Genomic DNA, 23,009 nt, shown 5'->3' on the forward strand with positions numbered 1-23,009 from the left:
TCATCCTCAACGGCGCCCGGACGCCGTTCGCGCGCATGGGCACCGACTTCATGCGCGTGTCGGCGGTCGACCTCGGCCGGGCCGCTGCCGTCGAGGCGATGGCCCGCTCGGGCATCGAGCCCTCGGCCGTCGACCAGTCGATCTTCGGCAACATCGCGACGCCCGTCGACGCCGCGAACATCGCGCGGATCATCGCGCTCCGCGCGGGCGTTCCGAAGGAGAAGCCGGCGCACTCCGTCTCGCGCAACTGCGCGTCCGGGATCGAGTCCGTCGTCGAGGCCGCGCGGCTGATCGCCGTCGGCGAGGCGGACGTCGTCCTCGCGGGCGGCGTCGAGAACATGACGCAGATCCCGTTCCTCTACCGCGACAGCGTCAAGGGCGTGTTCGCGAAGGCCGGGATGGCGAAGACGGCCGGCCAGCGCCTCGGCGCGCTCTCCGGCATGCCGTGGAAGGACCTCCTGAATCCGGTCATCGGCCTCAAGGAGGGGCTCAACGATCCCGCCTGCGACCTCGGGATGGGCGACACGGCCGAGATCCTCGCGAAGGAAGGGCACCTCACGCGCGAGGAGCAGGACCACTTTGCGCTCCGCTCGCACCAGCGCGCCGCCGAGGCGCGGTCCAAGCTGGCCGCCGAAATCGTGCCGGTCCCGGTCCCGCCGGACTACGACCGCGTGCTCACGTTCGACAACGGCGTGCGCGAGAACCAGACGATGGAAGCGCTCGCGAAGCTAAAGCCGGTCTTCGACCGCCGCTACGGCACGGTCACGGCCGGCAACTCGTCGCAGATCACGGACGGCGGCGCGGCCGTCGTCGTCGCCTCGGAGGAGTTCGTCGCGAAACATGGCCTGAAGCCCATCGGCCGCGTGGAGAGCTGGGGCTTCGCGGGCCTCGAGCCCGAGCGCATGGGCCTCGGCCCGGCGCGCTCGACGCCGATCGCCCTGAAGAAAGCCGGCCTCTCGATGAAGGACATCGGCCTCGTCGAGATGAACGAGGCGTTCGCGGCGCAGATCCTCGCGAACCTCAAGGAGTTCGCCGCCTCGAAGGAGCTCGGCGAGATCCCGTTGGACATCCTGAACGTGAACGGCGGGGCCATTGCCCTCGGACACCCCGTGGGCTGCACGGGCACCCGCCTCATCCTGACGCTCCTCCTCGAGATGCGGCGGCGCAAGGTCCGGCACGGGCTCGCGACCCTCTGCGTCGGCGGCGGGCAGGGCGCGTCCGTGATCCTGGAGGCGGTGTGATGGCGACCCTCGTGGAAGAAACCGTTCCCGTGAAGAGCGCCGCGGCCCCGGCGTCCGCCTTCCGTCTCATCGTCGAGGCCGACGGCCTCGCCGTCCTCGAGTTCGACACGCCGGGGGAGAAGGTCAACAAGTACTCCCGTTCCGTCGTGATGGAGTTCGATCGCGTGCTCGATTCGCTCGCGGCACGGACCGACGTCAAGGCGCTCGTCCTGATTTCGCGGAAGCCCGGAATCTTCATCGCGGGCGCCGACGTGAACGAGATCGCGAAGGCCGACGCGGGCTCGGATCCCGAGATGATCCGGGGCCCGCACCGCACCTTCAACAAGCTCGCGAACCTGCCGTTTCCCACGGTTGCCGCGATCGACGGCGCCTGCGTGGGCGGCGGCTGCGAGACGGTTCTCTCGATGGACTGGCGCCTCGCCTCCGACTCGCCGAAGACGCAGATCGGCCTGCCGGAGATCAAGCTCGGGATCCTCCCCGCCTGGGGCGGCACGACGCGCCTGCCCCGCATGATCGGCCTCGCGGGCGCGCTCGACGTCATCCTCGCGGGCAAGGTTCTCGACGCGAAGCGCGCGAAGAAGGCCGGCCTCGTGGACGAGGTCGTCCCGGCCGCGCTCCTCGAAGAGGTCGCCAAGGGCTACGCCCTCAGGAAGATCGGCACGAAGAAGCGCTCGAACGCGGGACCGGGCGGCGGGCCTGTGCGCGTCCGCGAGGCCTCGCTCGTCGAGAAGTTTCTCGAGGGGCCCGGCAAGGGCATCGTTTTCTCGAAGGCCCGCGCCTCCGTCATGAAGGAGACGAAGGGCCACTACCCGGCGCCGCTCGCGGCGCTCTCCGTCGTCGAGAAGGGCTTCGGAGCCCCCTTCGACAAGGCTCTCGAGTACGAGGTCGAGGGCGTCGGGACGCTCATCGGAACGCCGACGATGCGTTCTCTCGTCGGCCTCTTCTTCCGCATGGAAGAGGTCAAGAAGGAGACGGGCGTCGAAGCGCTCGGCGTCGGCGTCGTCAAGCCGCGCAGGATCGGCCGCGTCGGCGTCCTCGGCGCGGGCGTCATGGGCGGCGGCATCGCGCAGCTCGCGGCCGACAAGGGCCTGCCCGTGCGCATGAAGGACATCAAGCCCGAGGCGCTCGCCCTCGGGTACGCGCAGGCCGCGCGGATCTGGAAGGAGAAGCTGAAGAAGCGTCGGATGACCCGCGCCCAGTTCGCGGGGAAGATGTCGCTCCTCGGCGGCTCGCTCGAGTACGCCGGCTTCGAGACGTGCGACATCACGATCGAAGCCGTGCTCGAGAAGATGGCCGTCAAGCACGCCGTCCTCGCCGAGTGGGAAAAGATCGTCCCGGCGACCGCGATCTTCGCATCCAACACCTCGACGCTCCCGATCACGGAGATCGCCGCGAACGCGGCCCACCCCGAGCGCGTCGTCGGCATGCACTTCTTCAACCCGGTTTACAAGATGCCGCTCGTCGAGGTCATCTACGGGACGAAGACCGACCCCGAGGTCACGGCGACGATCTTCGATCTCGCGAAGCGAATGGGGAAGACGCCGGTCGTCGTGAAGGACTCGCCGGGCTTCCTCGTCAACCGCATCCTCGGGCCGTACATCGCCGAGGGCGCGCGGCTCGTCCTGGAGGGCGTCGACTTCACGGCGATCGACAAGGCCATGCGCGCGTTCGGAATGCCCGTCGGCCCGATCGAGCTCCTCGACGACGTCGGGATCGACGTCGCCGCGAAGGCCTCCGAGACGCTCTCGAAGACCTGGCCCGACCGCATGCCGCAGGACCCGGCGCTCGACAAGCTCGTCGCGGCGGGGCGCATTGGAAGGAAAGCGAAGAAGGGGTTCTATTCCTACGAAGGAGACAGGCGCGGCGGACCGGATCAGGCGGTGTATGCCGAGCTCGGCCTCTCTTCACCTTCAAAGAATCTTTCTTCCTCCGAAATCCAGGACCGCCTCGTTCTTCCGATGATCAACGAGGCGGCGTACTGCCTTTCCGAGGGCGTCGTCGCGAGCCCAGCGAAGCTGGACCTCGCGATGATCTTCGGCACGGGCTTCCCGCCCTTCCGCGGCGGGCTCTGCGCGCATGCGGACGCGCTCGGCGCGAAAGCGGTCGTCGAGGCGCTCCAGAAGCTGGCGAAGGAAAAAGGCGGCCGGTTCGCTCCGGCTCCGCTCCTGATCGAAATGGCGCGCACGAACAAGAAATTCTTCGCATGAGGGGAGCCGAGATGTCCACAGTCAAAGAAGAAACGAAGCACGAGACCACCACCGAGGTCGAATCGTTCCTCAAGTCGCTCTACCAGGGGCACATCGCCGAGGACCTCGTCTTCCCGTATCCGGAGATCCCGGCCGACGTGAAGGAGACGGTGGGGGCGTTCGCGGACGCCTGGACCGACTTCGACGCGGCGAACCTGAACTCCGAGAAGATGGACGCGGAGCACCACTTCCCGCGCGAGGCCGTCAAGGCCATGGGCGAGCTCGGCGTCCTCGGGATGACGATTCCCGAGGAGTACGGCGGCAGCGGCTTCGGCTCCGCGGCGTACTGCCGGATGACGGAGACGGTCGCGCCGCTCGACGCGACGGCCTCCATCGTGATCGGCGCCCACCTGTCGATCGGGCTCAAGCCCCTCGTCCTCTTCGGAAGCGAGGAGCAGAAGAAGAAGTGGCTGCCCGACCTCGCGACGGGCAAGCTCGTCGCGGCGTTCTGCCTCACGGAGCCCGAGGCGGGCTCGGACGCAGGCTCGCTCAAGACGACGGCCGACTACGACGCTGCGACGGACACGTACGTCCTGAACGGGACCAAGCAGTGGATCTCGAACGGCGGCTTCGCGTCGTTCTTCTCGGTCTTCGCGCGTATCCCGTCCGGCGAGAAGGACGGCCACAAGGAAGTCTCCTGCTTCGCGGTCGTCACGAACCCGGACGGGACGCTCCCCGGTCTCACGCGCGGCCCCGAGGAAAAGAAGCTGGGCCTCTGCGCCTCGTCGACCTGCCAGATCATCTTCGAGAACTGCCGGATCCCCGCCGCCAACCTCATCGGCGAGAAGGGTCACGGCTTCAAGTACGCGCTCGAGACGCTCAACACCGGACGCACGTCGCTCGGCGCGGGTTCGGTCGGCGGCTCGAAGTGGATGATCAAGCTCGCGGTCGAGCACGCGACGCAGCGCAAGCAGTTCAAGCAGCGCATCGCCGACTTCGAGATGATCCGCCACAAGATTACGAAGATGACGGCGACGACGTACGCCCTCGAGTCCATGGTTTACCTGACCGCGAGCCTCGTCGACCGGCACATCGACTATTCGCTGGAAGGTGCCTGCTGCAAGGTGTTCGGAACCGAGGTCCTCTGGCAGAACATCAACGACGGCCTCCAGATCGCGGGCGGCAACGGCTTCATGAACGAGTACCCGTACGGGCGCGCGCTCCGCGACAGCCGCATCAACATGATCTTCGAGGGGACGAACGAGATCCTCCGCCTCCTGATCGCGCTCTCGGGCATGAAGGAGCTCGGCGACTCGCTCAAGGAGGTCCAGAGCGCGCTCAAGAGCCCGCTCGCCCAGCGCGGCATCCTGACCGAGTACGCCCACAAGCGCATGAAGGGCGTCATCACGCACGACAAGCTCACGAAGGTGCACCCGTCGCTCGCGCCCGAGGCCGACCAGGTCGGCCGGTACGCGGGCATCTTCGCGAACGCCTGCGAGACGATCCTGCGCAAGCACGGGAAGAAGGTCATCGACCGCGAGTACCAGCAGGAACGCATCGCGGACATCCTCATCGACCTCTACGCGCAGATCGCGACGCTCTCGCGCGTGACCTCCTCCATCGCGAAGAAGGGCGAGGAGAAGGCGGCCGGCGAGGTCGAGATCGCCCGGTGGTTCTGCAACGAGGCCAAGCACCGCATGGTCGCGAACCTCAAGGCGCTCGAGAAGAACCGCGACGCCGACTGCACGAAGATCAGCGACCGGGTTTACGAGGGCGGCGGGTATCCCTACGACCTCTGGGCCTGATCGCGGCTTCATCCGGACGTTGATCGTCCCGACCCCGTTCCCGGTCGGGCCGGTCAACGTCCACCTGATCCTGCGCGACCCGGTCACGATCGTCGACTCCGGCCCGCTCACGGACGCCGCGTGGGAGGTCCTCGTGGCGGGGCTCGCGGCGCACGGCCTCGCCGTCGCCGACGTGAGGCGGATCCTGCTCACGCACGGGCATCACGACCACTACGGCCTCGCCGCGAAGGTCGCGGACGCCTCCGGCGCGCAGATCTGGGGCGGCGCGCTCGACCGCAACAACTTCCGCCAGGAGCGGCACCCGAAGCTCCTGCTCGACGACATGGCGCGCTCCGGCTTCGGGGTCGCGACGCGCTTCGCGGTCGTCGCGGCGATCGCCGCCGTCGACCACTTCGCCAAGCCGCTCGAGGCGTGGGACGAGCTCCGGGGAGGCGAGACTCTCGCGGGCGACGGCTGGAGCGTCGTCGTCCGCTCGACGCCGGGCCACACGCCCGGCAGCCTCACGTTCGAGGTGCCCGAGGCCGGAATCCTCTTCACGGGCGACACCGTCCTCAAGGACATCACGCCGAACGCCGTGATCGACGAAGACCCGCTCGAGCCCGGCAAGCCCTTCAGGAGCGTCTCGACGTATTTCCGGACGCTCGAGGAGATCGGCCGGACGAATGCGGGGGAGACGCTTCTCACGGGCCACGGCGCGCCGATCCCGGACTGGCACGTCCACAAGGGCGGGCTCGACCGCCGCTACCGCCTGCGCGTCGACCAGATCCTGAGGCAGCTCGCGAAGGGCCCGGCGACGGCGCGCGACCTCGTGACGGCGATCTTCCCGCGCGTGAAGACGCTCAACGTCTTCCTCGCGTTCAGCGAGATCGCCGGCTTCCTCATGTATCTCGAGGACGAGGGCCGCGTCGAGAAGCTCGTCGAGGCGACCCGGGACCGCTACAGGCTCGTCGCCTGAGCGCGGTTCCGCGCCCGCCTCAGCGGCACCGGACCTTGAGGGACGAGACCCTGTCTTCGCCGACCGCCGTGTTCTTCAGGTTGTTGTCCCGCTCGCGGAAATCCGTGCTGCGGCCGCGGTATCCGGGAAGCTCGTAGAGCGTCACGATGCAGCCCGGCGAGACGTCGATCGAGCTCGCCATCCGCGAGCCGAAGCGCGTGCGGTCGAGATCCGGGACGTCCCGGTCGAAGAACCCGCGGGGCCCCTGCCCGTCGCGGTCGCGGTAGAGAATCGCGCCGCGCTGGCCGGACTCCCAGTGCCCCCAGCCTCCCTCTCCTCCTCCGTGCGGCGGCCGGTGCTCCGGCTGCGGGTCGGGGCGCCAGCCCGGGTAGTTTCCGCGGCAGTTCACCCGGAGAGAGGACGCAGCGTACTCGCCGACACCCGTGTTCCCGAGGTTGTTGTCGTCGTCGCGGAAGACCGTGGAGCGGCCCTTGTAGTAGGGGTACTGGTACAGGACCGCCGTGCAGCCCGGCGGCACCGCGATCGAGGCCGCACGGCGGCTGCCGAACTGCGTGTACTTCAGGTCCGGCACGTCGTCGTGAAACGTCTGGCGCGGCCCGCTCAGATAGTGATTTTGAAAAAGCGTGACGCCCTGCGCGCGGGCGTCGGGAGTGAATCCGAAGGCTCCAGCCAGGGCGAGAACGCACCCGAAGGTCGGGAAACGAGGAGTTCGCATTGAATCCTCCGATTGCGACTTTACAACGCGGCCGCGATCGCGCGGCGCACGAACGCGAGGCCGTGCTCGACGGCGTCCGGCAGCGTCTCCCCTCCCGCGAGGTATGCGGTGATGGCCGCCGAGAGCGTGTCCCCCGCGCCCGGCACCGCCCATTCCCCGAGGCGAGGCGCGGCAAAGGCGCGCCACGTCCGGCCGTCCAGCAGCCCGTCGACGACGACGTCGCCGTCTGCGTGGCCGCCCTTGATGAGGACCGCCCGCGGGCCGTACGCCTGGATCGCCCGCGCGGCGCGCTTTGCGTCTCCCTCGCCGCGGATCGGAAAGCCGGCGAGGAGGGACGCCTCCGGGAGGTTCGGCGTGACGAGAGCCGCAGAGGGGAGAAGCTCCTTCAGAAACGCCGCCCACGAGGGGGCCGCGAGCAGCCGCGGGCCGGATCGGGAGACGAGGACCGGGTCCACGACGTACGGGATGCGCCGCCGGACGAGATCGGCCGCGACGAGCCGCACGACGGGGGTCCGGGACAGGAATCCGACTTTCGCGGCGGAAGGGAGGGGGCCCTCGGCAAGGGCCTCGAGCTGTGCGCGAACCGCCGCGGCCGGCAGTTCGTGGAGTACGCCCGCCGCCCGCCCCGTCCGGGCGGCGACGGCGGTCACGACGGAGGCGCACCGGACCCCGAGGGCGGCGAAAACGGCGAGGTCGCCCTGCAGTCCGCCCGTCCCCGTCGGGTCGGCGGCGTGCACGGTGAGAGCGGTCGCGGGCGCCACGGGCCGAGCTTACTTTGGTATTCTCCGGCGCCGGAGGAATCGCGCGCATGTCCGAAGAAAACAAGGCCCCCGCGGCCCTTGCCGCCGGGTCGATCGCCCCCGATTTCACGCTTCCGGCGCGTTCCGGAAAGTCGATCTCCCTGCACGATTTCGCGGGTCAGAAGGACGTCCTCATCTACTTCTACCCGAAGGACGACACCCCGGGCTGCACGCGCGAGTCCTGCAGCCTGCGCGACGGCTGGGCCGACCTCGGCAAGGCCGGCATCGAGGTGCTCGGCATCTCGCGCGACGACGCCGCGTCGCACAACGCGTTCGCCGCGAAGTACAACCTGCCGTTCGAGCTCCTGACCGACGCCGACCATTCCGTCCACGAGAAGTACGGTGCGTGGGGCCAGAACCCGAACCCCGCATGGGGCGTCGGGCCCCTCAGGAAGTCGTTCCTCGTCGGCAAGGACGGCAAGGTCAAGCACGTGTTCGACAAGGTCGACACCGAGCGCCACGCAGACCAGGTCCTCAGGGCCGCGGGCTTCACGCCCGCTCCGAAGCCGGCCCCGGCTCCGGCCGTTGCTCCGGCCCCGAAGCCGGCGGCTCCGACCGTGTCCTCGGTCGCCGATGCGGCGAGGACGGCCGTGGCGACTGCCGTCGCGAAGGTCGCCGAGAAGGTCGAGAAGGCTGCTGTGGCGGTGGAAAAGGCAGCCCTGAACACGGCCGCCCCCGCGGCTCCCAGAATCGCCGCCGCGAAGAAAGCGGTGAAGAAGGTGGTCAAGAAGGCCGTCCGCAAGGCGAAGAAGGCCGTCGCGAAGGTGAAGGCCAGCAGGCCCGCGCGCAAGGCGAAGGTCAAGAAAGCCATCCGCAAGGTGAAGAGGGCCGTCGCGAAGGCGAAGGTCAAGAAGGCAGTCCGTAAGGTGAAGAAGGCCGCGCCGAAGAAGAAGGCCGCGAAGCGGACCGCGCGGCGCACGGCCCGGAAGGCCGTGCGGAAGGTGAAACGAGCGGTCCGGAAGGCGAAGAAGGCCGCTCCGAAGAGCCGGGCCAAGAAGACCGCCAAGCGGAAGAAGCGGTAAGGAGCCCGGTGGAGGAGACGAACCGCATCCGGGTGACGGACCGCGCCCTCGCCGCCCTCAGGGCCGAGGGATGGGAACCCGGCAGGACCTGCCTCGTCGTGCGGCACGTCCTCGGATGCGGCGGCTCCGGGTACCGGATCACTTTCTCGGAGCGTCCGCTCGAGGACGGTCGGCGCGTGGACGCCGGCGGCGGCCTCGTCGTGTGGCTCGACCCCTATTCCTACTCGCGCCTCGACGGCGCGTCCATCGACTACGACCCGGAAAAGGAGACCGAGGGCTTCCTGCTCGACCACCCGGATGCGGCATTCGCCGCGTTCTGCTGACGCGCGGCCCCGAACCCGCCATGGCCAGACTGACCAAAGACCAGCTCCGTACCGACCAGCTCCAGCACGCGCTGACCGACGCGCGCGACTACGTTTCGAGCCACCGTTCCCAGACCACCCGCTGGATTGCGCTCGGGGCGGCGGCCGTCGTCGCCGTCGTCGCGATCTGGGGCGGTCTCGTGTGGAAGAGCGGCCGCGCGGCCTCGCGCCTGTCGCAGGCCCTCGCGATCTTCGACGCGCCGCTTGCGTCCGATCCGAGCCCGGCCCCGGGCGCGAAGGTCTACAAGGACGCCGCCGAACGTTCGGCCGCCGCGCGGAGCGCGATTCAGGAGCTCGCGAAGGACAGCCCGTCCTCCGCGTCCGGCCGCGCGGCCGCCGTGCTGCTCCTCGGGATCGACGGCGGGTCCGCCGCGACGGGCACGAACCTCGACGCGGCCCGCGCATTCGCGAGGAGCGAGAAGGGCACCGTCGCCGCCGGAGTCGCCGCGGTCGCCGCGCTGGACGCCGAGTCGGCCGCCGGCCGCTCGAAGGAAGCGCTGGAAGCCGCGAAGAAGTACCTCGACTCGGCGGATGCGCCGCTGCCCAAGGACGTCCTCGTCTACACGATCGCGAAGCTCTACGAGAAGACGGGCCAGAACGTCGAGGCCAAGGGCTTCTACCAGCGCCTCGTGACGGACTTCCCGGATTCGCCGCTGCGCACCGAAGCGCAGCAGAAGCTGGCCGGACTCTAGGTGCAGCGGCGGGCCATCGTCCTCGTCTGCGACGGGCTCGGGGTCGGTGAGGCCCCGGACGCCGCCGCGTTCGGCGACGCGGGCGCGCGGACCCTCCAGCACATCCTGCGCGACGGCAAGCCCGTCATCCCGCACCTCACGAAGCTCGGCCTCCTCCACACGATGTATGGCGAGGCGCCGGCCGGGCTGCCCGCGCCTTCGGGCGCCTTCGGGCGCCTCGCGGAAGCTTCGGCGGGGAAGGACTCGACGACCGGCCACTGGGAGCTCATGGGGCTGACGGTCCCGGTCGCGTTTCCGCTCTACCCGGAAGGTTTTCCGCCCGAGGTCGTCGAGCCGTTCGAGAAGGCGGTCGGGAAGAAGGTGCTCGTCAACCGGCCCGCTTCGGGAACCGAGGTCATCAAGCAGTACGGCGAAGAGCACATGAAGACGGGCCGCCCGATCCTCTACACGTCGGGCGATTCGGTCTTCCAGATTGCGGCGCACGAGGGTGTCGTCCCGATCGAGACGCTCTACCGCTGGTGCGAGATCGCCCGCGAGATGCTCGACGGCAAGCACCGCGTGGGCCGTGTCATCGCGCGGCCGTTCGTCGGTCAGCCGGGCTCGTTCACGCGCACGCACCGGCGGCACGACTACACGGTCCCGCCGGACGGCCCGACGCTTCTCGACGAGCTCGAGGCCCAGGGCAAGCGCGTCTACGGGATCGGGAAGATCGAAGATCTCTTTTCGGGGCGCGGCGTCGCCAGGGCCGTCCACACGGAGTCGAATCGCGACGGGCTGGAGAAGACGGTCGCGGCTCTCGCGGGGCAGGGCGACGACTTCGTCTTCGCGAACCTGAACGACTTCGACACGAAGTTCGGGCACCGGAACGACCCGGGAGGCTACGCGCGGGCCCTCGAGGAGCTCGACGCTTTCGTCCCGGCCCTGCTCGCGGGCCTCGGCGAGGGCGACGTCCTCATGATCACGGCCGACCACGGCGGAGACCCGTCCGACGTCTCGACGGACCACACGCGCGAGTTCGTGCCGATGGTCGCCGCGGGCCCGCGCGTTCGCGCCGGCGTCGACGTGGGGACGCGCGCGACGTTCGCGGACCTCGGGGCGACGGTTGCCGAGCATCTCGGCGTCGCGCCACTCGCGGGCGCGAGCTTCCTCTCCGCGATCCTGCGCGGCTGACGCGCCGCGCGCGCCCGTATACTGAGACCGAACTCCAACATGACGATTTCCTCAGGCACACGCCTCGGCCCCTACGAGATCCTTGCGCCCCTCGGGGCCGGGGGAATGGGAGAGGTCTACCGGGCCAAAGACACGCGCCTCGCGAGAGAGGTGGCGATCAAGGTACTGCCGGAAGAGTTCTTTGAAGGTGAAGAGAGGAGAACGCGCTTCGAGAGGGAAGCGCGACTGCTCGCAGCGCTCAATCATCCCGGAATCGCGGCGATCTACTCATTCGAAGAAATTCCCTCTTCCTCCTCTTCTTCTTCGCGCCACCTCCTGGTCATGGAGCTCGTCGAGGGCGACGACCTTGCCGTGCGCGTCGCCCGCGGTCCGATCCCGCTCGAAGAATCTCTTTCCTTCGCGAGGCAGATCGCCGAGGCGCTCGAGGCCGCGCACGAGAAGGGGATCGTCCACCGCGACCTCAAGCCCGCGAACGTCAAGATCACGCCCGACGGGCGCGTGAAGCTCCTCGACTTCGGCCTCGCGAAGATCTTCGAGAGCGAGGCGACGGTCTCGAACCCGTCGATCTCGTACTCGCCCACGCTCACGGCCCGCGGCACGGCGGCGGGCGTGATCCTCGGGACGGCGGCCTACATGTCGCCCGAGCAGGCGCGCGGAAAACCGGTCGACAAGCGGACGGACGTCTGGGCTTTCGGGTGCGTGCTCTTCGAGATGCTCGCGGGCAAGAAGGCCTTCGAGGGCGAGACGGTCTCCGACACGCTCGCCGCGATCCTGCGCGGCGAGCCGGACTGGGCGGCTCTGCCGGAGCAGACGCCGCCCGCCGTAAGAAAGATTCTTAGAAGGTGTCTGCAGCGAGATGCGCGCGCCCGGCTTCACGACATCGCCGACGCGCGCCTCGACCTCGAAGAGCTGGGCGCGGCCGGCGCATCGGGCACTTCTTCTTACTCTTCATTCACCTTCCAAGAAGATCCCGCGGCGTCGAACTCGGCCGCAGGTCGAATTGCTTCGTCGGCGTCCGCGCGAGGGAGCAAGAAATTTCTCTATTTCTCATGGGCGATCGCGGCCGCGTGCGCGGCCGCCGCCGGGGCGCTTGCGCTGCGCGCTCGCGCCCCGCGCGCGCCGGCTCCGGTCGTCCAGTTCGAGGTGCGCGTGCCGGAAGGGGTGACGTTCGGCAACTCGATGGCGCTCTCGCCCGACGGCCGGCGGCTCGCGTTCATCGCGACCGACGAGAAGGACATCGAGCGGCTGTACGTGCGCTCGTTCGACACGGTCGGCGCCCAGGTCTTGTCGGGCACCGAAGGCGCCCGATTCCCGTTCTGGTCGCCGGACGGCACGGCGATCGCCTACTTCACCGGTGACCGTCTCGCGCGCGTGAGCGCGGCAGGAGGCCCGCCCCAGACGATCTGCCCGGTCACCGACGGCCGTGGCGGAACGTGGTCCACGCGGGGCGTCATCGTCTTCGCGCCCGGAACCCGGCTGCCCCTTCACCGCGTGAGCGCGACCGGCGGAATCCCCGTCGCGGCGACGACGTTCGGCACGAAGGACTACTCGCACCGCTGGCCGAGGCTGCTCCCCGACGGCGTCCACTATCTCTACCTCTGCCTGAGCGACGACCCGGCCCGCCTCGGCACGCGCGTGGCGTCTCTCGACTCGGGAGGCGACGCGTTCGTCGTCTCGACGCGCGGCAAAGCGGAGTACGACGCGGGCCGCCTCCTCTACGTCCGCGAGAGCGCGCTCTACTCCCAGCCGTTCGACGCGGACCGCCGCAAGCTCTCCGGCGAGCCCGGACTCGTCGCCGACGGGGTCGTCGTCGAGGGCGAGAGCGGGTGGACGGGTCTCGCGGCCTTTTCGGCGGCCGACGGCACCCTCGTTCACAGGCGTCGCGCGAACCCGCGACAGAGGCTCACCTGGTTCGACCGTTCGGGCAAGCCGCTCGGAACCGTCGGGGACGCCGGCGTCCTGTCGGAGCCGTTCTGGTTCCCGGGGGCGCAACGCCTCGGGCTCAGCGTGATGGACCCGCGGACCGAACTTTATGACCTCTGGCAGGTGGACCTGGCGCGCGGCACGTGGACGCGGCTCACGTTCGGGCCCAAGGCCAACAACACGGGCATCGCGTCGCCGGACGGAAAGAACCTCTACTTCTCGTCGAACCGCGCGAGCCGCATGGGCCTCTTCCGCCGCCCCCTGGACGGAACCGGAGGGGACGAGTCGATTCTGTCGACGACCCTCGACAACTACGGCGACTTCATCTCGCCGGACGGGGCGTGGCTGGTTTTCGAGACGATGAGCAGCGTGGGCCGCCCCGAACTCTGGAGGCTTCCGCTCTCGGGCGGGCGAAAGCCCGAGCTTCTCCTCGCGGTGCCCCAGGCGGCGACGGCCCACGCGTCCGGGTCGCCCGACGGGAAGTTCTTCGCGTACACGTCGGACGAGACGGGCCGCCCGGAGGTGTACGTGCAGAGGTTCCCGCCGTCGGGCGGGAAGTGGCAGATTTCGAAGGACGGCGGCGACCAGGCTCTCTGGCGCGCGGACGGGAAAGAGCTGTACTTCCTCTCGATCGACCGGAAGATCATGGCGGTCGAGCTCTCTCTCGCCGGAGACGCGCAGATCGGAGCGCCGAAAACACTCTTCCCGGTGCGCGTGCCCGCCAACGGAATCTCCGACAACCGGTCCCAGTACGTTCCGGCTCCGGACGGAAGTCGGTTCCTCGTTCTGGCGACCGCGGACGAACGGCAGGAACAGCCCGCCGTCGTCGTCCTGAACTGGCCCGCGACGGCCGCGCAGGGACGATGAGGGCCTCTTCGCAGCACCCGTCCATGACAGGAGCAGCATCATGAAACTGACGGTCGCAATCCTCCCGGCGTTTCTCGCGTACTCCTCTCTCTTCGCCCAGGCTCCCGACCCGCACGCCGAGCACGCGAAGGAGGCCGCGGCGAAGCCGTCGCCCGCCTCGGCTCCCGCCGCGCCCGCGCCGCGCAACGAGGCGATCCCGCCCGACGCCGACCAGGTCAAGGACGCGCTCGCGAAGTCGCCGCGCCATGGCGAGTGGGTGGACGTCGCGCTGCCGGGCGGCGGCAAGCTCGTCACGTGGGTCGTCTACCCGGAGAAAAAGGAAAAGGCCGGGATCGTGATCGTGATCCACGAGATCTGGGGCCTCACGGACTGGGCGCGCGGCGTCGCGGACCAGCTCGCGAAGGAAGGGTTCATCGCGCTCGCGCCGGACCTCTTGTCGGGCATGGGTCCGAACGGCGGCGGCACGGACTCGCTCGGCGCGGACGCCACGAAAGTGATCCGGAACCTGACGCCGGCCGACGCGGCGGCGCGACTCGACGCCGTGCGGGCCTATGCGCTCAAGCTGCCGGCGGCAAACGGCAGGGTCGGAAGCGTCGGCTTCTGCTGGGGCGGGTCGACGAGCTTCGGTTACGCCGTGGCGCAGCCGAAGCTGGACGCGGCGGCGGTGTACTACGGCTCGTCGCCCGAGGACGCGGAGGCCTACGCGAAGATCGGCGCGCCCGTCGTGGGTTTCTACGGCGGAGACGACGCGCGCGTGAACGCCACGATCCCGCGCGCCGAAGAGGCCATGAAGAGGCTCGGCAAGCGCTACACGGCGAACGTGTACGAGGGCGCGGGCCACGGCTTCCTCCGGCAGCAGACGGGGCGCGACGGCGCGAACGCCCGCGCCTCCGCGAAGGCCTGGGCCGCGACGGTCGCGTTCCTCAACGAGAGACTGAAGTAGTGCCGTCGCGCCCGCGACACCGTCGCAGCTAGAATCTGTCCATCACATGACGCTTGCCGCCGGGACGAAGCTCGGGCCTTACGAGATCCTTGCGCCGCTCGGGGCGGGCGGGATGGGCGAGGTCTACCGGGCGAAGGACGCGCGCCTCGCGAGAGAGGTCGCGGTCAAGGTATTGCCGGAGGAGTTCTTCGAAGGTGAAGAGAGGAGGCAGCGGTTCGAGCGGGAGGCGCGGCTGCTCGCAGCGCTCAATCACCCCGGAATCGCCGCAATTTACTCATTCGAAGAAATCCCCTCTTCCTCTTCTTCTTCATCCCGCCACCTCCTGGTGATGGAGCTCGTCGAAGGCGAGGGCCTCGACCAGAAGGTCGCCACCGGCCCTCTTCCGCTCGAAGAATCTCTTTCTTTCGCGAAGCAGATCGCCGAGGCGCTCGAAGCCGCCCACGAGAAGGGCATCATCCACCGCGACCTCAAACCCGCGAACGTCAGGGTGACGCACGACGGGCGGGTGAAGCTCCTCGACTTCGGCCTCGCGAAGATGTTCGAGGGGGAGGGCGGCCCCGGCTCCTCCGCGGGCGTCACGCACTCTCCGACGCTGACGGCGCGCGCGACGGCGGCGGGCGTGATCCTCGGGACGGCCGCGTACATGTCGCCCGAGCAGGCGCGGGGGAGGCCGGTCGACAAGAGGACGGACGTCTGGGCGTTCGGTTGCGTGCTCTTCGAGATGCTGGCGGGAAAGAGAGCCTTCGAAGGGGAGACCGTCTCCGACACGCTCGCGGCGGTCCTGATGAAAGAACCGGATTGGAGCGCGCTGCGCGCGCCGATTTCCTTGAAGGTGAGAGAGCTGATGCGCCGGTGTCTCCAGCGCGACGCAAAGCAGCGCCTGCGCGACATCGGAGACGCGCGCATCGCCCTCGAAGAGGAGATCGGCGCTTCGGGCAGCTCCTCCGGCCAATTACCCTTCGAAGAAAATCCCGCGTCGCCTGACCCCGCTGCAGGTCGAAGCGCACCGGCGAGTCGCGAGCGAGGGAGCAGGAATCTCCTCTCTCTCTATCTTCCCTGGGTGCTCGCGGCTGCGTTCGCGGCCGCGGCGGGGGCTCTCGCGCTGCGCGTTCGCGACCCGCAGGCGCCGATCGCATCGACGGGCCTTACGGCGGCTCTGCTCCCGCCCGACGGTTGGACCTTCGACATGCTGAGCGGCCCCCCCGTCCTTTCGCCCGACGGGACCCGCCTCGCGTTCGTCGTGACCGACGGAAAATTGAGGAGCCAGATCTGCGTCCGTTCGCTCGCCACAGGCGAGGCGCAGGTCCTGCCCGGCACGGAAACGGCGCGAAACCCGTTCTGGTCGCCGGACAGCAAGGTGGTCGCATTCTTCGGGCAGACGACGGGCCTCGACGTCGTCCCGGCGTCGGGCGGCGCCGTCGAGCTCGTCGCCGCGAGCGGACCGGGCCGGGGGGGCACCTGGGGGTCGGATGGCACGATGCTTTACTCGCCTGCTCTCCTGAGCTCCATCTTCCGCATCGTGCCGGGGCGCAAGGAACGAGTGCCCGTGACGACGCTGGACGAGCCCCGGGGAGAGAGTGCGCACCAGTGGCCGCAGTTCCTTCCGGACGGAAAGCACTTCCTGTTCGTCGTCCAGCGCGTCGACCCGGTGACCCGCCGAAACGAGACCGAACTGTGCGTCCAGGCGCTCGGCGAGACGGAGCGCAGGGTCCTCCTGAAGGGCGTGACTCGCGCCGTCTACGTGATCGGTCACCTCCTCTTCGCGCGGGGCGGAGCCCTGATGGCGCAGCCGTTCGACGCGACCCGGCTGGAGACGTCGGGCGATCCCTTCGTCGTCGCGCCCCGTGTCCAGTTCCTGGCGGACGGCGGCACGGGGATCTTCACGGCCTCCGCGAACGGGCTCCTCGTCTACGCTTCGGGCGGGACCATCGGCAACGCGCAGCTCGTCGTGTACGACCGCTCCGGGAAGGCGCTCCGGACCCTCGGCGAGGTCGGCAACTACTGGACGCCACGCGTGTCCCCCGACGGAAAACTCGTGGCGTCGGAGGTGATCGACGCCGTGAGCAACAACCGCGACGTCTGGACGTTCGACGCCATCGGCGCCGAGCCGCCCGTGCGGCGCACGTTCGACCCGGGCGAGGACTACACGCCCCTGTTCTCGCCCGACGGCAAGCGCCTCGCTTACGCGTCGTACCGGAAGGGGTCGTGGTACATCCACGAGAAGACGCTTTCGGGCTCGGACGAGGAGAGGCTTCTCGCCGCGACGCCGGATGCGCCCCTTCCCGCCGGCACAGCGCCCTCGGCGCACCTCCAGATCGTGGCCGGCTCGAAGTTCCTGACGAGCTGGTCGCCGGACGGGCGCTTCATCGCCTTCAACGGGTCGACGCGGGAAACGTCCGACGACATGTGGCAGCTCTCCGCTGAAGGCGGCAAGGCCGAGCTCATCCTCCGGACGCCCGCGTCGGAACGAGACACGGCGTTCTCGCCCGACGGGCACTGGATCGCCTATCTCTCGTCCGAGAGCGGCAGCCCCGAGGTCTACGTGCGCTCGTACCCGGGCCCCGGCGGGAAATGGCAGGTCTCGACCGGCGGCGGCGTCCAGCCGCGCTGGAGCCGCGACGGGCGCGAGCTCTTTTACCTCGCGACGGGCTTCCGCCTCACGTCCGTCCCGATCCGCGCGGGCACCACGTTCGAGAAGGGCACGCCGCGGGAACTCTTCCAGGTGTCGAGCCGCCGGACGAACATCCCGCAGTTCGACCCGTTCCCGGACGGGCAGAGGTTCATCGTGAACACGGTCGTCACCGAGAAGGCCTCGACGCCGCTGACGCTCGTCCAGAACTGGACGTCGATGGTGAAGGCGAAATGAGAGCTGTTGCACTCGCTCTTCTGCTGGCGGGCGCAGTGCCGGCGGCTGCCGACGATCTCCCGGCTCTCTCGCGCGACTTCTGGGCGTGGCGCGCCGTCACGAAGCCGGTGGACCGCGACGACGTCAACCGCGTCGTCCGGCCGCACGGCTGGACTCCCGACTGGTCGCTGGAGTCCATCGAGACCCGGCGCCGGACGCTCGCGCTCTTCGAGGAGCGCTGGGTGAAGCTCGCGGACGCGTCGAAGCCCGTCCCGTGGCAGGTGGACCGGCGGCTCATCGGCTCGGCGCTCGCGCGCGTGCGCTGGGAGCTGGACGTAAAGCGCTCGTGGCGCCGGGACCCCACGTTCTGGGTGGACCAGACGGTGCCGGCGGTGGTGGACGCTCTGATGTCGCCGCCGCCGTTCGAAAAGGAACGCAGCGAGGACGTCGCGGCAAGGCTCGAGTCGATCCCGCGGACGCTCGAGCAGGCGCGCGCGGCGCTCGACGAGGCCGCGGCGCCGTTCGCGGCGCTCGCGATCGAGGATCTCCGCGGGATCGGCCCGAGGCTGAAGGCGTCCATGACGGCGCTCTCGCCGCTTCTCGCGCCCGACGCGCGGGGGCGCGTCGCCCCGGCCACCGGAGCGGCGGTCGCGGCGCTGGAATCCTTCCGGGTCTGGCTCGAGGCGCGCCTGCCGCTGCTTCCGGACCGCAGGCCCGTCGGCCGCGACGGCTACCTCTTCTTCCTCCGGAATGTCGCCCTCATGCCCTTCACGCCGGAGGAGCTTCTCCTCATGGGCCGTCAGGAGTACGAACGCGCCGTCGCGCTCGAGATCGTCGAGCGGCAGCGCAACGCGGGCGTGCCGGAGATCCCGATGGTCGCGGATCAGGCCGCCCAGTCGGCCATGACGAGTCGCGCGGAGGCCGAGATCCGCCGATTCCTCGAAGAGAAGGGGATCCTCTCCGTGCCGGGCTGGATGCCGCACTACGTGGACCTTCCGGTGCCGGCGTACCTCGAGGCGCTGGACGGGTTCGGCGAGTGGTCGCTCTTCGCGAACACGGCCCGGCCCGGCGAGCCGTCGCTGCGCTGGATCCCGAAACCGTCGCCGAGGCTCGGATACTTCGCGGGCTCGATGGCGAAGGACCGCCGCCCGCACATGTCGCACGAGGGAATCCCGGGGCACGCGTTCCAGCTCGCGCTCGCCGGGCGGCACGAGGACGAGATCCGCCGTGCGTTCTACGACTCGGGCCCGATCGAAGGGCTCGCGTTCTATTCCGAGGAGCTGCTCCTCTCGGCCGGGCTTTATGCGGACGCGCCGAAGACTCGCGAGATGGTCGCGAACTACATGCGCCTGAGGGCCCTGCGCGTCGAGGTGGACGTGAAGCTCGCCCTCGGAACGTTCACGATCCCGCAGGCGGCGGAATACCTTCGGACGGCCGTCCCGATGGATGCCGAGACCGCGCGCGCCGAGGCGGCCGCGTTCGCGTCGTCGCCCGGGCAGGCGATCACGTACCAGATCGGCAAGCTGCAGGTCCTGCGCCTCCTCGCCGAGGCGAAGCGCGTGCAGGGCGACGCCTTCCGCCTCCGGGCGTTCCACGACTTCGTCTACCGTAACGGCAACGTTCCGCTCTCGCTGCAGCGCTGGGAGCTTCTCGGACTGGAGGACGACCTGAAATGACGCTTGCCGCCGGGACCCGCCTCGGGAACTTCGAGATCGTCGCGCAGATCGGCGCCGGCGGGATGGGAGAGGTCTACAAGGCCCGGGACCCGAAGCTCGACCGCTTCGTGGCGATCAAGGTCCTGCCGCCGTCCCTCGCCGAGAGCTCGGACTTCCTCACGCGCTTCGAGCGCGAGGCGAAGGCCGTCGCCGCGCTGAACCATCCGAACATCCTCGGCATTTACGACTTCGGCAAGTCCGGCGACCACACGTACGCCGTGATGGAGCTGCTCGAGGGCGAGTCCCTCCGCGACAAGCTGCGGGCCGGAGCTTTCGCGCCCAAGAAGGCCGTCGAGCTGGGCGTGCAGCTGGCCGACGGGCTGGCCGCGGCGCACGCCCGGGGCATCGTCCACCGGGACGTGAAGCCCGAGAACATCTTCCTCGGCAAGGACGGCCGCGTGAAGATCCTCGACTTCGGCCTCGCCAAGCAGCTGCCGAAGTGGACCGGCGCGAGCGGACCGCACACGAACCTGCCGACCGAGGTCCCGGCGGGAGCCCGCACCGAAGCCGGCGTCGTCATGGGGACGGTCGGCTACATGAGCCCCGAGCAGGTGAGGGGCGAGCCCGCGGACCACCGGAGCGACGTCTTCAGCTTCGGCGCGGTGCTCTACGAGATGCTTTGCGGGCGGAAGGCGTTCGAAGGCGCTTCCGGCATCGAGACGATGAACGCGATCCTCGTCGAGGACCCGGCCGCTCTCGTCGTCACGAAGGGCCAGATGCCGCCGGCCCTCGAGCGCGTCGTCCTGCACTGCCTCGAAAAATCGCCAGACAACCGCTTCCAGTCGATGAAGGACATCGCGTTCGACCTGGGCTCGCTCTCGACGATCTCCGCCGTGGACGGGGGCAAGACGGGGGCGCGGCCGCGGCGCGCGCGCGCCGGATGGGCGGCCGCAGGCCTCGCCGCCGCGGTCCTCGCCGGGCTGGCTTCGTGGGCGACCGGCGTCCTGCACGTGGGCCGCCACGAGCAGCCCGTCTTCCACCAGGTGTCGTTCCGTCAGGGGCGCATCGCGAAGGCGCGCTTCGCGCCCGGCGGGCAGGACGTCATCTACGACGCGAGCTGGCAGGGCGAGCCCTGGCAGCTCTTCGCGACGCCGATCGTCGACCCGAAGGAGAGGCCGCTCGGCCAGCCCGACGTCCAGCTGCTCGACCTGTCCCGCACCGGAGACCTCGTGCTACGGCTCAAGGGCAAGGTCGCGGACACGTGGCAGTTCGAGGGCACGCTGGCCCGGTCGGCGCTTGGGGGGGACCTCGCGCCGAAGGCGATCCTCGGCGGCGTCCTCCAGGCGGCGTGGGCGCCGAAGTCCGAGTTCGCCGTCGTGCGCGCGACGGGCGGGCGGTCGCTCCTCGATTTCCCGCCCGGCAAGGTCCGCGTCGAGTCCGCGGGGTGGATCGGCGACCTGCGGTTCTCGCCGGACGGCTCGATGCTCGCGTACGTCGACCACGCGAACGCGGGCGACGACGCGGGGCGGGTCGCGCTCCTCGATGTCGCCGCGGGGAAGACCCGGTTCCTGTCGAAGGAGTGGGGCACGCTCCGCGGCCTCGCCTGGAAGGGCAAGGAGATCTGGTTTACGGCGGGCACGCACATCCTGAACCGCGCCCTCTACGCCGTGGACCTCTCGGGGAAGGAGCGCGGCGTCTTCACGCAGGCCGGCGGCCTTCACCTCCACGACGTCGCGCCGGACGGCCGCGTTCTCATGAGCCGCGAAGAGATGCGCGGCGGGCTCCTCGCGCAGACCGAAGGAGTGGTGCAGCCGCTCGACCTTTCCTGGAGGACATGGAGCTACCTTCTCGACACCTCCGCCGACGGGAAGACGCTGCTCTTCGAGGAGGAAGAGGGCGATCCCGCCGGCTACGACCTGTTCCTCCGGCCGACGTCGGGCGGCCATGCGACGCCTCTCGGGAAGAGCGCTGGCTACGGCGCGCTCTCGCCGGACGGCACGCTCGCCGTGGCGTGGCTCGCCAAGCCGGCTCCGCGCTGGGTCCTCTATCCGACCGGGACGGGCGCTCCGCGCGAGATCCCGGCCCACGGCATCCGGAGCATCAAGTCCGTTTCGTTCTCGAAGGACGGCAAGAGCCTGATCTTCATCGGGCCGGAGGGCGAGAAGGAGGACCGGGTCTGGTCGCTGGCGCTCGACGGCAAGGAGCCCAAGCCCCTGACGCTCGAAGGCGTCACGGGCCTCGAGACGTGGCCCCTGCTGAGTCCGGACGGCAAGAGCTTCCTCGCGCGCGAAAAGGGCGGCTGGGCGATTTTCGACCTCGCGAAGCCGGATGCGCCGGCGAGGCGCGTCGCTGGCCTCGAGGACGGCGAGGTCCTGACGCAGTGGCGCGAGGACGGCCGGTTCTTCGTCACGAGGCCCGGCGCGTTTCCCGTCGAGATCTGGACGCTCGACCCCGCGAGCGGGAAGCGCCAGCCCTGGAAGACGGTCAGCCCGGCGGGCTACGTGGGCGCCGACTGCTCGACGATCCGGTTCAGCGAGGACGGCAAGCGCATGGCCGCGCGGTACATCCTCCAGCGCAGCACGCTATACGTCGTCGAAGGGCTGAGGTAGGGCTCAGGCGGCGCGCATCGGCGCCGGCACGACCTCCGGAAGGGCGGCGAGGAAGGCTCCGACCTCGTCGCGCCTTCCGACCGTGACGCGCAACCAGTTCGGGAGCGACGGGAACTTCCGCCCGACGAGGATCTTCTTCGCCCGGAACGCCTGGATGACGGGAGCGACGTCGCCGCCCACGTCCACCATCACGAAGTTGGCCTCGGACGGCATCGTCCGGTAGCCCTGCTTCGTCAGCTCCGAGACGAGCCACTTGCGCGTGTCGTTCAGGAGCTTCTTCTGCCGCGGGACGAGGTCGGGATCCGCGAGGCTCGCCGCCGCGGCCGCGAGGACCCCCGCGTTCGCGTTGCTCCACGACGCGTGGGGCGCCATGGCCGCGATCGTCTCCTTCGACGAGACGGCGTACCCGAGCCGCATGCCCGCCATCCCGTAAATCTTGGAGAACGTGCGCGCGACGACGACGTTCGGGCGCTTCGCGATCAGCTCGAGGCTGGAGCGGTAGCGCGGATCCTCGACGAAGTGGTGGTACGCCTCGTCCACGAGGATCGTCGCCGCCGCCGGGACCGCGGCCGCGAAGGCCGCCATCTCGTCGCCCGTCACGATCGTCGCCGTCGGGTTGTTCGGGTTGCACACGTAGACGAGGCCCGTCGAGGCGTCGCAGGCGGCGGCCATCTTCACGAGGTCGTGCCGGAAGTCGGGCGTGAGCGGCACCCTGACCCCGTCGGCCCGGACGACCTTCGCGTACGCGAGCACCGCCTCGAACGTCGGCTCTGCGGCGACGACCTTCCTTCCCGGCCCGCTGAACGCCTCGTCGGCCATCTGGAGAATCTCGGAAGAGCCGCAGCCGAGGAGGACCTGCTCGGCGGCGACGCCGTGATGCCTCGCGATCGCCTCGACGGCCGCGTTCTCGAGCGCGTCGGGGTAGCGGTTCGAGGCGGCCTTCGCGGCCGCCTCGAGCGCCGTCGGCGACGGCCCGTACGGGTTCTCGTTCGAGCTCAGGATGACGGCGTCCGACGGGCGCGCGCGCTTCGTCGCGGCCTCGGCAACGCGGCTCACGAGCGGGGCGTCGAGAAACGCAACACCGGCAGCGGCGCCGAGGGATCCGGCGAACGCGCGGCGGGAGATCGGGAGCGGCATGGGGCCTCCTCGTCGAAGATGCGGCGCATCATCTCGCATTCGGCGCGAATCGCGCACATGCGACTCTTTCGCGGATAGAATC

At 69.7% G+C, this 23,009-nt stretch carries 15 protein-coding genes and 1 pseudogene; 13 read left to right on the plus strand and 3 right to left on the minus strand.

Annotation, left to right across the window (positions count from 1 at the left end):
* The first annotated feature begins 35 nt into the window (after window positions 1–35).
* The 4 genes from IPL89_18755 to IPL89_18770 are packed head-to-tail and all read left to right on the plus strand — an operon-like array spanning window position 36 to window position 6,187.
* Window positions 36–1,241: a thiolase family protein gene (locus tag IPL89_18755; protein MBK9065191.1), complete on the plus strand. Its 1,206-nt coding sequence runs from the start codon at window positions 36–38 to the stop codon at window positions 1,239–1,241.
* Window positions 1,241–3,448, plus strand: a complete 2,208-nt coding sequence (locus tag IPL89_18760; GenBank protein MBK9065192.1) for an enoyl-CoA hydratase/isomerase family protein — start codon at window positions 1,241–1,243, stop codon at window positions 3,446–3,448. The genes IPL89_18755 and IPL89_18760 overlap by 1 nt, the downstream gene beginning before the upstream one ends.
* Before the next feature lie 11 nt (window positions 3,449–3,459).
* The gene (locus IPL89_18765) at window positions 3,460–5,232 is read left to right on the plus strand and encodes an acyl-CoA dehydrogenase family protein (GenBank protein ID MBK9065193.1); all 1,773 of its coding nucleotides are present in this window, start codon (window positions 3,460–3,462) and stop codon (window positions 5,230–5,232) included.
* Between the two features lie 19 nt (window positions 5,233–5,251).
* Window positions 5,252–6,187, plus strand: coding sequence for an MBL fold metallo-hydrolase (locus IPL89_18770; protein ID MBK9065194.1), 936 nt, complete (start codon window positions 5,252–5,254; stop codon window positions 6,185–6,187).
* Window positions 6,188–6,206: 19 nt separating this feature from the next.
* Here the strand turns inward: IPL89_18770 and IPL89_18775 are convergent, their stop codons facing one another.
* Both IPL89_18775 and IPL89_18780 read right to left on the minus strand, forming a co-directional pair.
* Complete coding sequence (locus tag IPL89_18775) at window positions 6,207–6,902, minus strand: hypothetical protein (GenBank protein ID MBK9065195.1); 696 nt, start codon at window positions 6,900–6,902, stop codon at window positions 6,207–6,209.
* Between the two features lie 20 nt (window positions 6,903–6,922).
* Window positions 6,923–7,663, minus strand: coding sequence for a hydroxymethylpyrimidine/phosphomethylpyrimidine kinase (locus IPL89_18780; protein MBK9065196.1), 741 nt, complete (start codon window positions 7,661–7,663; stop codon window positions 6,923–6,925).
* Window positions 7,664–7,710: 47 nt separating this feature from the next.
* On the opposite strand from IPL89_18780, the pseudogene bcp reads away from it, so the two are divergent.
* From bcp to IPL89_18825, 9 genes and pseudogenes are all read left to right on the plus strand, one after another.
* A pseudogene (bcp, locus tag IPL89_18785) lies at window positions 7,711–8,178 on the plus strand (thioredoxin-dependent thiol peroxidase).
* A gap of 554 nt (window positions 8,179–8,732) precedes the next feature.
* Window positions 8,733–9,047, plus strand: a complete 315-nt coding sequence (locus tag IPL89_18790; protein MBK9065197.1) for a hypothetical protein — start codon at window positions 8,733–8,735, stop codon at window positions 9,045–9,047.
* A 20-nt stretch (window positions 9,048–9,067) separates the two neighbouring features.
* Entirely contained in the window at window positions 9,068–9,778 is a 711-nt protein-coding gene (locus IPL89_18795; GenBank protein MBK9065198.1) for a hypothetical protein, read from the plus strand.
* Window positions 9,779–10,948, plus strand: a complete 1,170-nt coding sequence (locus tag IPL89_18800) for a phosphopentomutase (protein ID MBK9065199.1) — start codon at window positions 9,779–9,781, stop codon at window positions 10,946–10,948.
* Window positions 10,949–10,987: 39 nt separating this feature from the next.
* Window positions 10,988–13,738 (plus strand): protein kinase, encoded by a 2,751-nt coding sequence (locus IPL89_18805; GenBank protein MBK9065200.1) that lies wholly within the window; start codon window positions 10,988–10,990, stop codon window positions 13,736–13,738.
* A gap of 40 nt (window positions 13,739–13,778) precedes the next feature.
* Complete coding sequence (locus IPL89_18810; GenBank protein ID MBK9065201.1) at window positions 13,779–14,681, plus strand: dienelactone hydrolase family protein; 903 nt, start codon at window positions 13,779–13,781, stop codon at window positions 14,679–14,681.
* Window positions 14,682–14,727: 46 nt separating this feature from the next.
* Window positions 14,728–17,547 (plus strand): serine/threonine-protein kinase, encoded by a 2,820-nt coding sequence (locus tag IPL89_18815; protein MBK9065202.1) that lies wholly within the window; start codon window positions 14,728–14,730, stop codon window positions 17,545–17,547.
* Complete coding sequence (locus tag IPL89_18820; GenBank protein ID MBK9065203.1) at window positions 17,544–19,202, plus strand: DUF885 family protein; 1,659 nt, start codon at window positions 17,544–17,546, stop codon at window positions 19,200–19,202. Before IPL89_18815 ends, IPL89_18820 begins: the two co-directional genes overlap by 4 nt.
* Window positions 19,199–21,790: a protein kinase gene (locus IPL89_18825; protein ID MBK9065204.1), complete on the plus strand. Its 2,592-nt coding sequence runs from the start codon at window positions 19,199–19,201 to the stop codon at window positions 21,788–21,790. The genes IPL89_18820 and IPL89_18825 overlap by 4 nt, the downstream gene beginning before the upstream one ends.
* 3 nt (window positions 21,791–21,793) lie before the next feature.
* Here the strand turns inward: IPL89_18825 and IPL89_18830 are convergent, their stop codons facing one another.
* On the minus strand, window positions 21,794–22,927 hold the full coding sequence (locus IPL89_18830) for an aminotransferase class I/II-fold pyridoxal phosphate-dependent enzyme (protein ID MBK9065205.1): 1,134 nt from the start codon (window positions 22,925–22,927) through the stop codon (window positions 21,794–21,796).
* Window positions 22,928–23,009: the final 82 nt, after the last annotated feature.

The sequence above is a fragment of the Acidobacteriota bacterium genome (assembly GCA_016716715.1).
In the GTDB taxonomy this organism is placed as follows: Bacteria; Acidobacteriota; Thermoanaerobaculia; order UBA5066; family UBA5066; genus Fen-183.

What these genes read in the sequence shown, in the direction of transcription:
- IPL89_18775 (MBK9065195.1), bottom strand. Translation starts at nt 6,902, where the DNA reads ATGCGAACTCCTCGTTTCCCGACCTTCGGGTGCGTTCTCGCCCTGGCT.
- IPL89_18830 (MBK9065205.1), bottom strand. Translation starts at nt 22,927, where the DNA reads ATGCCGCTCCCGATCTCCCGCCGCGCGTTCGCCGGATCCCTCGGCGCC.
- IPL89_18795 (MBK9065198.1), top strand. Translation starts at nt 9,068, where the DNA reads ATGGCCAGACTGACCAAAGACCAGCTCCGTACCGACCAGCTCCAGCAC.
- IPL89_18805 (MBK9065200.1), top strand. Translation starts at nt 10,988, where the DNA reads ATGACGATTTCCTCAGGCACACGCCTCGGCCCCTACGAGATCCTTGCG.
- IPL89_18755 (MBK9065191.1), top strand. Translation starts at nt 36, where the DNA reads ATGGGCACCGACTTCATGCGCGTGTCGGCGGTCGACCTCGGCCGGGCC.
- IPL89_18760 (MBK9065192.1), top strand. Translation starts at nt 1,241, where the DNA reads ATGGCGACCCTCGTGGAAGAAACCGTTCCCGTGAAGAGCGCCGCGGCC.
- IPL89_18815 (MBK9065202.1), top strand. Translation starts at nt 14,728, where the DNA reads ATGACGCTTGCCGCCGGGACGAAGCTCGGGCCTTACGAGATCCTTGCG.
- IPL89_18765 (MBK9065193.1), top strand. Translation starts at nt 3,460, where the DNA reads ATGTCCACAGTCAAAGAAGAAACGAAGCACGAGACCACCACCGAGGTC.
- IPL89_18825 (MBK9065204.1), top strand. Translation starts at nt 19,199, where the DNA reads ATGACGCTTGCCGCCGGGACCCGCCTCGGGAACTTCGAGATCGTCGCG.
- IPL89_18810 (MBK9065201.1), top strand. Translation starts at nt 13,779, where the DNA reads ATGAAACTGACGGTCGCAATCCTCCCGGCGTTTCTCGCGTACTCCTCT.
- IPL89_18820 (MBK9065203.1), top strand. Translation starts at nt 17,544, where the DNA reads ATGAGAGCTGTTGCACTCGCTCTTCTGCTGGCGGGCGCAGTGCCGGCG.